This window comes from Nostoc sp. LEGE 12454 (genome assembly GCF_056620565.1).
This window is the reverse complement of sequence record NZ_JBWQXL010000062.1, coordinates 1-14,016: the sequence shown is the minus strand read 5'-3', so window position 1 is coordinate 14,016 and position 14,016 is coordinate 1. Positions and strand designations below refer to the sequence as shown.

At 43.0% G+C, this 14,016-nt stretch carries 6 protein-coding genes and 2 pseudogenes; 3 read left to right on the top strand and 5 right to left on the bottom strand.

The features are described 5' to 3' along the window. Positions 1-16 precede the first annotated feature (16 nt). Positions 17-1,894 (top strand): DNA-directed RNA polymerase subunit gamma, encoded by a 1,878-nt coding sequence (locus tag AC1F2U_RS31870; RefSeq protein WP_480264768.1) that lies wholly within the window; start codon positions 17-19, stop codon positions 1,892-1,894. 126 nt (positions 1,895-2,020) lie between these two features. Then, positions 2,021-6,070 (top strand): DNA-directed RNA polymerase subunit beta'', encoded by a 4,050-nt coding sequence (locus AC1F2U_RS31865; RefSeq protein WP_480264766.1) that lies wholly within the window; start codon positions 2,021-2,023, stop codon positions 6,068-6,070. A 423-nt stretch (positions 6,071-6,493) separates the two neighbouring features. Here AC1F2U_RS31865 and AC1F2U_RS31860 read toward each other — a convergent pair whose 3' ends face one another. Next, positions 6,494-7,174 (bottom strand): uracil-DNA glycosylase, encoded by a 681-nt coding sequence (locus tag AC1F2U_RS31860; protein ID WP_322674424.1) that lies wholly within the window; start codon positions 7,172-7,174, stop codon positions 6,494-6,496. 191 nt (positions 7,175-7,365) lie between these two features. Here AC1F2U_RS31860 and AC1F2U_RS31855 point away from each other — a divergent pair, with 191 nt between their 5' ends. Next, the gene (locus AC1F2U_RS31855) at positions 7,366-8,064 is read left to right on the top strand and encodes a phosphoribosyltransferase (RefSeq protein WP_480264765.1); all 699 of its coding nucleotides are present in this window, start codon (positions 7,366-7,368) and stop codon (positions 8,062-8,064) included. 27 nt (positions 8,065-8,091) lie between these two features. Here the strand turns inward: AC1F2U_RS31855 and AC1F2U_RS31850 are convergent. The 4 genes and pseudogenes from AC1F2U_RS31850 to glyQ form a co-directional block, all read right to left on the bottom strand. Next, positions 8,092-9,193, bottom strand: a pseudogene (locus tag AC1F2U_RS31850) (tetratricopeptide repeat protein). Positions 9,194-9,452: 259 nt separating this feature from the next. Further along, positions 9,453-9,924 (bottom strand): annotated as a pseudogene (locus AC1F2U_RS31845) (NADAR family protein). A gap of 43 nt (positions 9,925-9,967) precedes the next feature. Further along, the gene (locus AC1F2U_RS31840; RefSeq protein ID WP_480264764.1) at positions 9,968-12,322 is read right to left on the bottom strand and encodes a ComEC/Rec2 family competence protein; all 2,355 of its coding nucleotides are present in this window, start codon (positions 12,320-12,322) and stop codon (positions 9,968-9,970) included. A 483-nt stretch (positions 12,323-12,805) separates the two neighbouring features. Then, positions 12,806-13,705 carry a glycine--tRNA ligase subunit alpha gene (gene glyQ / locus AC1F2U_RS31835; RefSeq protein WP_480264763.1) on the bottom strand — a complete coding sequence of 300 codons (900 nt, stop codon included), beginning with the start codon at positions 13,703-13,705 and terminating at the stop codon, positions 12,806-12,808. Positions 13,706-14,016: the final 311 nt, after the last annotated feature.

The following is a 14,016-nucleotide window of genomic DNA, read 5'->3' as shown; positions in this document are numbered from 1 at the left end:
AACTCAGCACTTAAGTATGAGACCTGCCCAAACTAATCAGTTTGACTACGTAAAAATCGGCTTGGCTTCCCCTGAACGGATTCGGCAGTGGGGCGAGAGAACATTGCCCAATGGCCAAGTAGTCGGTGAAGTTACCAAGCCAGAAACAATTAATTACCGAACTCTCAAGCCAGAGATGGATGGCTTATTTTGTGAGCGCATCTTTGGCCCAGCGAAAGATTGGGAATGTCATTGTGGCAAGTATAAAAGAGTTCGTCACAGAGGTATTGTCTGTGAGCGCTGTGGGGTAGAAGTCACCGAGTCACGGGTGCGTCGTCACCGCATGGGCTATATTAAACTCGCCGCACCAGTAGCTCACGTTTGGTATCTCAAAGGCATTCCTAGCTATATTTCCATCCTGTTGGATATGCCCTTGCGGGATGTCGAGCAGATTGTCTATTTCAACTCTTATGTTGTCCTGAGTCCAGGTAATGCCGAAACTTTAACTTACAAACAGCTACTGAGTGAAGACCAGTGGTTGGAAATAGAAGACCAAATTTATAGCGAAGATTCTGTGCTGCAAGGCGTAGAAGTAGGTATTGGGGCTGAAGCGCTGTTGCGTTTGCTTGCCGATATCAATTTGGAACAAGAAGCCGAAAGCTTACGCGAAGAAATTGGCAATGCCAAAGGACAAAAGCGGGCCAAGCTAATTAAGCGACTGCGGGTAATTGACAACTTCATCGCTACTGGTTCCAAACCAGAGTGGATGGTAATGGCAGTTATTCCCGTGATTCCGCCCGACTTGCGCCCAATGGTGCAACTAGATGGCGGACGCTTTGCCACTAGCGATTTAAATGATTTGTATCGGCGGGTAATTAACCGCAACAATCGTTTGGCACGCTTGCAAGAAATTTTGGCACCAGAGATTATTGTGCGGAATGAAAAGCGGATGCTGCAAGAAGCAGTGGATGCTTTGATTGACAATGGTCGTCGGGGACGCACTGTGGTAGGGGCAAATAACCGACCCCTGAAATCTTTGTCTGACATTATTGAGGGTAAGCAAGGACGTTTCCGACAAAACTTGTTAGGTAAACGGGTTGACTACTCTGGACGTTCTGTAATTGTGGTCGGGCCAAAGCTGAAAATTCACCAGTGCGGTTTACCAAGAGAAATGGCAATTGAGCTATTTCAACCATTTGTGATTAACCGCCTGATTCGTAGCGGCATGGTAAATAACATCAAAGCTGCGAAAAAGCTGATATCCCGTAATGATCCCAGTGTTTGGGATGTGTTGGAAGAAGTGATTGAAGGACACCCTGTAATGCTAAACCGGGCACCAACGTTGCACCGTTTGGGTATTCAGTCTTTTGAACCAATTTTAGTAGAAGGTAGAGCGATTCAACTGCATCCTCTGGTGTGTCCAGCGTTTAACGCCGACTTTGACGGCGACCAAATGGCGGTACACGTCCCCCTATCGTTAGAAAGTCAGGCTGAAGCGCGGTTGTTGATGTTGGCTTCTAACAATATTTTGTCACCAGCCACGGGTAAACCGATCATCACGCCTAGCCAAGATATGGTGTTGGGAGCATATTATTTAACAGCAGAAAATCCTGGTGCGACAAAAGGGGCAGGAAATTACTTTTCTTCCCTAGAGGATGTGATTATGGCTTTCCAGCAAGATCAAATTGACTTGCACGCCTATATTTACGTAAGATTTGACGGTGAAATAGAATCAGACCAACCGGATACAGAACCCTTGAAAGTGACGGAAAATGAGGATGGTACCCGCACATTACTCTATAAGTTCCGTCGAGTCAGACAAGACGCTAAAGGCAATGTACTTTCCCAGTATATATACACAACTCCTGGCCGCGTTATTTACAACAATGCTATTCAGGAAGCACTAGCAAGTTAATTCGTAATTTATAGATCGTAATTCGTAATTGAAGAATTAATTACGAATTACGATTTGCGTAGTTTTTTCTCGCCTGCGGTGAGCATTACGAATTATTAATTATTGATGACTCAGGACTAATGATTAATGACTAACGAAAAAATGATTTTTCGCAATCGCGTGGTTGACAAAGGCCAACTGAGAAATTTAATTTCTTGGGCTTTTACGAATTATGGTACAGCGCGAACCGCAGTGATGGCGGACAAATTGAAAGATTTGGGATTTCGCTACGCTACCAAAGCAGGGGTTTCTATCAGTGTAGATGACTTGATGATACCACCAACTAAGCGATTACTCTTAGAAGCAGCTGAGGAAGAAATTCGCGCTACTGAAACTCGTTATCAACGGGGGGAAATCACTGAGGTAGAACGTTTCCAAAAGGTAATTGATACTTGGAATGGTACTAGTGAAGCCTTGAAAGATGAAGTAGTCGTTCATTTCAAGAAGACTAATCCCCTAAACTCTGTATATATGATGGCATTCTCCGGGGCACGGGGTAACATCTCTCAAGTGCGGCAGTTGGTGGGGATGCGGGGATTGATGGCAGATCCCCAAGGGGAAATTATCGATTTGCCGATTAAAACCAACTTCCGTGAAGGACTCACTGTGACGGAATACATTATTTCGTCTTATGGTGCCAGAAAAGGATTGGTGGATACTGCCTTGCGGACGGCTGACTCTGGTTATCTAACGCGCCGATTGGTGGACGTATCCCAGGATGTAATTATTCGGGAATTTGACTGCGGCACCACTAGAGGTCTTGCGATTCAACCAATGACAGAAGGGGCCAAAACCTTGATTCCTCTAGCAACCCGCTTGATGGGACGGGTCATTGGTGAAGATGTGATGCATCCGGTAACAAAAGAAGTGATTGCAGCACGTAATAGCCCAATTTCTGAGGATTTGGCGAAGAAAATTGAAAAATCTGGCGTGAGAGAAGTTGTGGTGCGATCGCCCCTAACTTGTGAAGCCGCACGTTCTGTCTGTCAGCACTGCTACGGCTGGAGTTTGGCGCACGCCAAGATGGTAGATTTGGGTGAAGCTGTGGGGATTATTGCCGCCCAAAGTATCGGCGAACCTGGTACCCAGTTGACCATGCGGACATTCCACACGGGTGGGGTGTTTACTGGAGAAGTGGCGCAACAAGTGCGTTCTAAAATCGATGGAACTGTTAAGCTTCCCCGCAAACTGAAGACCAGAACATATCGTACCCGCCACGGGGAAGATGCCCTCTATGTAGAGGCTAATGGCATCATGCTTTTGGAGCCAACAAAAGTAGGTGATGTCACCCCAGAGAACCAAGAGGTTCATCTTACCCAAGGTTCAACACTATATGTATTTGATGGAAATAAGGTAAAACAAGGTCAGCTGCTGGCAGAGGTTGCGCTTGGTGGACGCACAACTCGGACTAATACAGAAAAAGCAGTTAAAGATGTTGCCTCTGACTTGGCAGGTGAAGTGCAATTTGCCGAAGTAGTTCCAGAACAAAAAACTGACCGTCAAGGCAATACCACAACCACAGCCGCACGCGGCGGCTTGATTTGGATTTTGTCTGGTGAAGTTTACAACTTGCCACCTGGTGCAGAATTGGTAGTGAAAAATGGTGATGCGATCGCTTCTAATGGAGTTTTAGCAGAAACCAAGTTAGCCAGTTTGCACGGCGGTGTGGTGCGCTTGCCAGAAGCTACCCCAGGTAAGAGTACCAGGGAAATTGAGATTATCACCGCTTCTGTGGTCTTAGACCAGGCAACGGTGACAGTTCAAAGTTCTCAAGGTCGCAATAACTACTTAGTTTCTACTGGCAACAGCCAGGTATTTAACCTCCGGGCAACACCAGGCACAAAAGTGCAAAATGGTCAAGTGGTAGCTGAGTTAATTGATGACCGCTATCGCACAACCACTGGTGGATTCCTGAAATTTGCAGGTGTCGAAGTCCAGAAAAAAGGTAAAGCCAAGCTGGGTTATGAAGTCGTCCAGGGCGGTACACTGTTGTGGATTCCCGAAGAAAGCCACGAAGTTAATAAAGATATCTCTTTACTGTTAGTGGAAGACGGTCAGTTTGTGGAAGCTGGCACCGAAGTGGTGAAGGATATCTTCTGCCAAAACAGTGGTGTGGTAGAAGTGACCCAGAAAAACGACATCCTGCGGGAAGTTGTGGTGAAGCCAGGGGAACTACTGATGGTTGACGATCCCGAATCAGTTATCGGGCGAGATAACACCTTCATCCAACCAGGTGAGGAATTCCAAGGCAATGTAGCCACGGAATTGCGTTATATCCAGTATGTGGAGACACCAGAAGGCCCCGCCCTATTGAGTCGTCCAGTGGTTGAGTTTGCTGTCCCTGACAATCCAGATGTGCCATCAACGACATCGGTAAGTCAACAAACCGGGCGATCGATTCAATTAAGAGCAGTGCAGCGACTACCTTATAAAGATTCAGAACGTGTCAAATCTGTTGAAGGTGTCGAACTGCTGCGAACCCAGTTAGTGCTGGAAATTGAGCAAGAAGGGGAACAAGACCATAATGCTTCACCCCTGGCAGCAGATATTGAATTAGTAGAGGATACTGAAGATCCAGAAGTTCAACGTTTACAACTAGTGATTTTGGAATCCTTGGTAATTCGTCGAGACATTACCGCCGATGCCACCCAAGGTAGTACCCAGACGACACTTGAAGTACACGATGGGTTAACCATCGCCCCAGGTTCTGTAGTCGCACGCACCCAAATCTTGTGTAAAGAAGGCGGAGAAGTACGAGGTGTTCAAAAAGGAACCGAAAACGTGCGTCGCTGTTTGGTGTTGCGCGACGCTGACAGACTTCCCATTAATACTAGTACTCAGCCAAAGGTAAAAGTGGGTGACTTGCTAGTAGAAGGTACAGAAGTTGCTCCTGGAGTTTTTGCCCCAGAATCAGGACAAGTAGTCGATATTAAAAGCGTCGCTGCTGCATCTGGTGGAGAATCAGCTTTGAGTACTAAAAACTACGTTATTACTACCCGTATCGGTCGCCCTTATCGAGTCAGCCCTGGTGCTGTGTTGCAGATAGAAGATGGCGATTTGGTACAACGGGGTGATAACTTGGTGTTGCTAGTGTTTGAACGCGCCAAAACCGGAGATATCATTCAAGGTTTGCCTCGGATTGAGGAACTACTTGAAGCTCGTAAACCGAAAGAAGCGTGCATCTTATGTCGGCGGGGCGGAGAAGTTAAGGTAGTTTACGCTGAAAGTGGTGATGAAGCGATCGCTATCAAGGTTGTAGAATCAAATGGCGTGGTGACAGATTATCCTCTGGGACCAGGACAAAACTTGATTGTGCCAGATGGCTCAATGGTATTAGCGGGACAACCGTTAACTGATGGTCCATCTAATCCCCACGAAATTTTGGAAATCTTCTTTAGCCTGGGTTCCGAAGATGGAATCTATGCTTGTGCTAGCCTTGCTTTACAAAAGGTACAGACTTTCTTGGTGAATGAAGTGCAAATGGTGTATCAGTCTCAAGGGATTGATATTTCCGATAAGCACATTGAAGTGATTGTTCGCCAGATGACCAATAAAGTCAGGATTGATGATGGTGGCGACACCACAATGCTTCCCGGCGAATTGGTGGAACTGCGCCAAGTTGAGCAGGTGAACGAAGCTATGGCAATTACAGGCGGTGCTAGGGCACAGTACACTCCAGTATTGTTGGGGATCACTAAAGCATCGTTGAACACCGACAGCTTTATTTCCGCCGCGTCCTTCCAAGAGACAACACGGGTACTTACCGAAGCAGCTATTGAAGGCAAATCTGACTGGCTGCGCGGATTAAAGGAAAACGTGATTATCGGGCGATTGATTCCGGCTGGTACTGGATACAATACCTATGAAGAACCAGGAGCGATCGATGACTATGCTGCTGAAATTACCAGTAGTGTGTTAGATGAAGTTGACGATCCCCTAGATATGGTCTTAGACGATCGCACAGCTCGCACCTATAATTTAGATTCTCCTACTCTTGGAGAATCTGGCTTTGGCAGCAGACGTGCAGAAAGGTCAATTCTAGATGAAGAAGATGAATTAATTGCTGACGAAGTAGTAGACGACGACGATTACGAGGAAGAAGAGGAAGACGACGAAGAAGATTTCGACGACGAATAAAGACTTGAAATTTCACGTCTAAAAGGTAAAAGGTAATATCGAGTCTGCTCAATTACCAATAAACCAAAGTTCCTCACCCGTGCTAGCGTGTCCCTTGCCAAGGGGCACGCTAGCTTTAGTTTTACTCCTCGCTAAACCTCCGATGCGTTAGGAGAAAATTAAGTTTTATAAGTAAATTGCAGGTTTTAATCAGCCAGCAAGTCGTCATATTCAATTAAAATAAGCGATCGCAATCAGTAGACTGAAATTTTCTCTTTCACATACAGAGTCTAGTCATCTACATCGCTTAAAATCTTGTATTTAGTCTTCTTGAGAAGACTTTAGCTATTAGCTTGAGAATTTATTCCCAACCGCGATACCAACGAAGTGAATAATTGAAAAGATGTTGGGAATCATAACCCTAGAAAAAGAGGGGATTAAGCATTAGCTGTTATTTTGGATTTCGTCCAACTTGGCACGCACTGCCTGGATATCCTGCCACATCAACCATTTTGGCGCACCTCTTTCTTTAGAAGGGTTACGTAGCAAGTAGGAAGGATGAAAAATTGGCATACATAAACGCCCTTCCCACTCCAGCCACTGCCCGCGGATTTTCGTAATTCCCCGTTTATCGCCAGTGATACCTTTGACAGCAGTTGCACCCGTTAACAGAATTATTTTGGGGTCAACTAAGCGAATTTGTTCTAGTAGGTAGGGTAGACAAGCTGCCACTTCTACAGGAGTGGGAACTCTATTATCTGGTGGACGACATTTATTTATATTGGCAATATATACATCATGCTCAGTAGTCAGATTCACCGATGCCAAAATTTTCTCCAGCAATTGTCCCGATCTGCCTACAAATGGTAAACCTGTTTCATCTTCATTTTGACCTGGCGCTTCTCCCACAACCATAATTGGTGCTTTGAGATTGCCACGTCCAACAACAGCATGAGTGCGAGTGTCTCCCAATGCACAACGGTGGCAGCGATCGCAATGCTGTGTCAACTCCGTTATGTCAGAATAAGTTCCGGGAGCGATCGGAATTTTCGCGTCTGTAGGAATCAGTTCTCGTTGATTAAAAGTTGAGTCGTCGAAGAGGCTGAGTTGGGTTTCGCTGCTCATGAAAATCAGGATTTTGGCATCAGCACCAGCTGTTATGTCTGAGTTAAATAGCCTTTTGGTTGGATATTTATCAGAACAATAAACTTTTGCTGAATACTTAATTATTTATACAAATCTTATTGTATCAGTTAATTTGAGACAAAATTCAGTCATGATAAAAGCAGTGCCGTCCTAAGATGCTGGGGGAAACCATGTCACAGACCCCACTTTTCGCCGATCGTACCCATGCAGGTGAGTTATTGGCGCGAGTAATTCATGATGTTTTGACTCAGCAAACTATTGATTCTGGGGTAAAGTCTGTACCAATTATTTATGCTTTGCCAAGAGGGGGTATACCAGTAGCAGCACCAATAGCACGTCTTTTAGATTGTCCGTTGACAATTGTCGTGGCAAAAAAGATTAGCCATCCAGAAAACCCAGAGTTAGCAATTGGTGCAGTGACTACTTCGGGAAATGTTCTTTGGGCCGATCAAAAGCTATTTCGCCCTAAACATGATGCGTGGTGGCGGGATGTAGCTTTAAATAAAGCGATAAACCTTGCTAAGTCTCTTGAGGCTCAATTAATTCCTGCTTGTCCGCAAGTGAATGCAGAGAATGCTACGCTCATCTTAGTTGATGATGGCATTGCTACAGGTATGACAATAGCGGTTGCTGCTACCGCTATGAGAGCGCTTTCCCCAGCAGCAATTTGGTTATGTACTCCAGTAGCGCCACAAAAATTGCTACCTTGGTTAGAACAGTGGGGCGATCGCACAATAGTCTTAGAAACACCCGAACACTTCTGGAGTGTGAGTAATTTTTACGCAGAATTTCCCCAAGTAGATACATTAGAAGTTCTCGTATATCTCCAACAACAAAAGACAATCGGAGGAATTGATCTGTGCGAGTAAATTTGGATTGTTTTCCAATCTTACTTTTTAACTATTTGAAGATGTTCCCTGCTGATATTGCATAGCTTTGGCATAATCACCCAAGGCGTAGCAAGCGACTTTGAGACTGGCAAGAGCTTGTTCTTCACTGCGACGATCTTTGATATTTCTAGCTAACAACAAACGTTCTTCATAATATGTAATTGCTTTGTTATAGTCACCTAAAGCTTCACAAGCAACTCCTAAACTACTTAAAGACTGTTCTTCACTACGCTTGTCTTGAATTTCTTTAGCTAATTGCAACCGATCTTCGTAATACTTAATGGCTTTGGTATAATCACCTAAAGCATAACAAGCATTACCCAGATTTTTTAGCACTTGAGAAGCACTGCGAACATTTTTTAAGGAGCGCGATAGTATTACACATTGCTCATAATAGGCGATCGCTTTTGGGTAATTGTTCAAAGCATACCAAGCATTACCCAAATTCTTGAGTACCTGTTCTTCGCCCCAATTATCTTTGAGTTCCCGCACAATTTCTAGACTTTGTTGTTGATACTCAACAGCCTGTGTAAAATTACCTAAAGCTTTATACACCAATCCCAAATTATTGAGTGCCGCGACTTGACTGCGTTTGTCTTGCAACTGTTGCGTTATTTTCAAACATTTTTCTAGAAACTCAATAGCCTTTTTATGATCGTTCAGATGACGGTATGCATTTCCTAAATGGGAAAGTGCTTGCATCTGCAATGCTAAATCTGAGGTGTTATTAAGCAAAGACAGACACTGTTGGGAGTAAGAGATAGCACCTTTGTAGTCTCCAGCACTGTAAGTTACCAATCCTAAAAAAGAAAGTACCTGTGCCTGTTTTTCTAAATCGCCAACTGCCTGAAACAGCCCCAAGGATTGTTGTAAAGACTTCATAGCCGTTATTAATTCGCCACCTTGCTGCTGTTGAATTCCTTGCCTCAATAGCTTGGACGCTTCTGACAAATGGTCATCACTTTCTTGTAGAGGTATTATTTCTGCTTGTGAACCAGAGTCAAATTCATGAGTAATTGTATTACGCTTCACTGGTTTTAGGTATGTTATGGGTAATTGCAAGGGAACTGTATTTTTCGAATTGATTATTCCATTCGCCTTTAGACATCGACTTCTTCCTGTGAAGTCTGATGCTAAATCTAGTGTTCCCAAAACCAGGACGCATCTTTCATCAGTCCGCTTTACCACAACATAAGTTTAGGAGAGGTAATTTATATAGCGATCGCTAATCGAGGCTTTCAGCTTTCCGCTCATGAAGAGTAATAACTATATAGCAATTTTAGAGCGTTTGCGATCGTCTCTATTTCTTATCTATTCGTATTTTCTACATCTGGAGTAGTTCGATTAAAAAACTATTTTTGACAAGCTTATTTAATAATTTTATTATCAATATCTGTCCTGTATGTATGGTGCAGAATATCCCGCACCTCCATTAAAATTTTTCCTAGCATATTTTTCCCACTCCCATCGGCTCCGCAACCCCAGTAAAAATCGATAGGCGAGTTTTCAACAATTTCTACATTGTTTGTAGAAAGTAAAATATCTCTAATATCTGTATGAGTTTGAAATTTGTACAGCACAGCTTGCCGCATGATGTCATCTTTAAACTTGTTCCCAATCTTTGCGTAAGGGACGCGTTCTGTCACGCCCCATTCTTGCTGCATCTTTAGGTGTTTTAACTAGGCGGATTTGTTCTACATGAGGTGTACCCACAAACTTTTGCGCTTGAAAGTAGTGTTCGCTAGTTGACCAGTACAATCCATCTAATTCAAAACTGTGGGACGAAAAGTTAGAGAAACAGCCATACTCTTCACGAGTACTATAAAAATAAATTGTCATAAAATTTGATACAATTTTTTAATTTACTGAATTTGTAAGTTTTTTATAAAACAGATGATTTATTTTCTGTTGATTCAATAAATGCTTCAAACTGACCATTAGGAGTCCATTGAATAGCCCCATCTCGCCCTGTAAAGAACAGTTTAGTTTGACTTTGATTCAGTTCAGATAAAGTTTTTGAATCGAAGTTGGCAGAAGAAGCGATCGCTACTTGTGGTTGCAAAGCAATAACTAAATCTTTTAATGACTCAGGGGCACACCAAAGCACTTGCGGGCGAGGCAAACTTCCATTTTTAACTAGTTGCTGTACCTCTTTAGATTTAACATTACCTACTAATAGCCAATTTTGATCTAAAATTTGCAATTGTAAAATTGGTAATTGATCGTTGATTAATTGCGCTACTATCGAACCAGCTTTCACAGATTGACCAACTCCCAAAGGTTGATAAATTCCTTGATGTTTTTGTAGTTCCTGTTGAATAGCCTGAGTTGTAATAGAATTATCTGTTTGGCGTGAATATTCATAAAAATTATTGATTGGTAAACGTTGCATTAATTCAAACCAAGCATTACTTTCGTTACCTTGGAAATCAGTTGCGATCGCCCAATTTATTTGATTTACACCCTGCTGTTGTAAAAACGGTAAAATTGTAAAACGTCCTGTACCTTCATCACCACTATTAATGATAGTTACAGTACCTCGATCTTGAACGACTACAATTGGTTCTGTCCCCGATTCTAAGACTGTTATCCTAAACAATGTATTTTTAGAATGCCAAAGTGGGATGAATACTAAACCAATCGCAATCATATTAGCAAACCACCACCGCCTTTGCCACCAACGCACTAGCCAGACCAATATAATTATTATATAAATCGCCAAAAGCTGCCAAGTAGATATACTGCCCACCGCAACAGAATTTCCAGGCAAATTGCTAAAAAAATCTACTAGTTTAATTAACCAATCAGTAGGGTAATGTAATACCCCTGCCAGGAAACTTCCTGCGTCAGTCCAAACTAAACCTACTAACGCACTGATGATTCCACCTATACTAATGATCGAAATTAATGGAGTACTAACCACATTCAGCAACAGACTATAAGATGGTACAACTCCAAAAACAAAAAGTTGCACAGGTAAAGTCCAAATAGTGGCAGCGAGGGGAACAGCAATCAAAGCAGCGATCACAGGTGGTAGCCATGCTAGGCGATTGACTAATGCGGGTACTGTTACAATTAATCCTAGTGTTGCTAAAAAACTCAATTGAAAACCTAAATCCCAAATCCATAGAGGATTAAACACTAATAGCAGAGTTGCTGCTAATAGTAACGATCCAAACTGTTTTACCTTCCTTTTTAATAGCAGACCAACTAATGCCGCAAAACCCATAATTACGGCTCTGAGAACCGCGGGTTGAAACCCTGTTAAACTCAGAAAAATAATTAAAGCCAAAAAGCCAAGGGTAAATTGCGTTCCTTTTTTTGCTCGCCTTGTTAATTGTAAAATCACACTCAGAATCAAAGAAGTTTGGAACCCAGAAGCTGCTAAAGCATGAGCTAATCCGGCTTGTACAAATAAGTCGCGGATATCGTAGGGTAAATCCACAGCTTTGCTACCTAAAACCATTGCGCTGACAAGAGGCCCTTCAGGAATACCCAACCAACGAACTTGCGATCGCACAATTCGCTCCCGAATTTGCCACCATCCCCATTTGCGTTCCGGCTCCAAAACATTTATTTGTCGCCCAATTAGACCAGCAAACGTTCCTTCCTGCTTGAGAAACTTCTGAAAATCGAACCCACCAGGATTGGAAGCCGCCTTTGGTTTGTACAAAATCCCAGTCACGGCAATTTGTTGACTAGGGTATAACCCAGTAGCCTGAAGTATAGGCACTGTCACGTACAATTTACCTGTAACTCCTTTTGGCACACCTGCTGAACCTTTATCATTTTTGACTTCATCTAGCTGAGTCGCTTCTAGCCAAAATTGTCCTCGCTGGCTACGGGTTAAGCGGGGATTGCTTGCCACTTCACCACGAACAATTACAAGTTGTTCTTGATTACTGCTATTTCCAGGCGGAACGAACTGACTAATATCTTTTGCACCTGGTTGCGGCACTCGCCATTGAAAATATAGAGTCGCTAATAATCCCACTAAGCCAGCAGCTATCCATATTCGAGGATGGGGAGTAATTTGCCAAGTATTAGGCACTGCTTTATTTTTGCTTCCAGCATTTTCCTGTTTCTGAGCAAATTGCTGTAGTGTAGTGCGTTTTCTAAAAATAATTGCTCCCACTATCCCCAGGACCAAAATCCCCACACCACCCCAAGGAACAGCTGTAAGCAGCAACCCAAAAATGTAGCCGAGACAAATAATTACACCACTGGTTTGAATCATAAAATTTTTGCAAAAGCACCTGGCAATTCGAATTTGCAGATGGTTTAAATATAGATAGGGCAGCAATAAAGAAAAATCGGCGTTGCTGAATTTGGTTATGAAATTCAAAAATAAAATATTCCAAACTCTTATTATCTTTGCTTGGAGCACCTCTGCGTGGGCTTTTTATCTCTTTAATCAGCAACAGCGAAAAATTTTTATGCTTGTGGTGAGTATAGTCCATTAAGTTTATATAAACAAAGCCCGCACAGGCGGGCCTTATCCTTGTAGCTTGAATGTTCTAGACTCAATATTTAATCGTATTTCTGTCCTTTAGCAAAAGCTGCATCAACAAAGATATACCTAGCTTAAACCTCAGCGCCACAAGGATAAATAGAACATAAAATCGTAGTAAATTAAATTTGGCACGATTTTACGTACCTTTGCGTTTAAAAAAGCTATTATTTTACACTAAGTTGTACTTGGTTCGTGTAGATGCACCCTTTAGGATGTTGGGCTTACTGTTGAACTCACAGCATCTTTGAGCAACGGAAAACCCAACTTCTCCCTTTGCTCAACATATAAATGAGCTACCTTCCTAGCCAAATGCCGAATCCTAGCAATATAGCGAGTTCTCTCCGTCACCGAAATCACACCTCTAGCATCCAGCAGATTGAATGCGTGCGAACACTTCATTACATAATCTAAGCTAGGCAATACTAATCCTCGCTCCGTCAATTGGGTAGCTTCCTGCTCATACAAATTAAATAATGTCAGTAGCAACTCAGGATTTGACGCTTCAAAGTTGTATGTGCACTGTTCAATCTCACTTTGCAGGAAAACATCGCCATAAGTAATGTTGTCTGTCCACTGGATCTTAGTAAATGCTTCTACTTGCTGGAGATACATTGTCAGCCGCTCTAACCCGTATGTAATTTCAATCGACACCGGACGGCAATCAATTCCTCCACACTGTTGGAAGTAGGTAAATTGAGTAACTTCCATCCCATCTAACCATACTTCCCACCCAGTACCCCAAGCTCCCACAGTTGCATCTTCCCAGTTATCCTCTACAAACCGAATATCGTGGTCTTGAGGACGAATACCTAAAGCTCTTAACGAATCAAGATAAATCTCCTGAATATTATCTGGTGATGGCTTAATCAGAACTTGGTACTGATAATAGTGTTGAAAGCGGTTGGGATTTTCGCCGTAGCGTCCATCAGTAGGACGACGACAAGGCTCAACGTAAGCAACAGCCCAAGGTTCCGGTCCCAATGCTCTTAAAAAAGTCTGGGGATTCTTAGTACCAGCCCCCTTTTCAATATCGTATGGCTGGGCAATAAGACAACCGCGATCGCCCCAGAAATGATGCAATAAACTTATTACCGACTGAAAATTCACGCTTGTTCCATCCTTAGTCAACACAGTGCCTAAACCATTGTTGCCTAGAACCCGGCACTGTGGCAGTTTCAGGAGACAGAAAAACCATCCAAAATAAATTTGGGAAAAATAGTTGACACAATGAGATAGGTTCGCTATATTGAATAAGTGCTTGAAGCGGAGCGCGAAAGAGCGACGCTTAAAAGACACCGAACCTTGAAAATATTATAGTTTGAAAGCGATTATACAGCAAGTGGATTGCGTCAAGCAAATAAAAATAACTAAGCTGAAGTTGAAAAAGAGCAGCTAAATGAGCTATAGAGCTTTCCAAA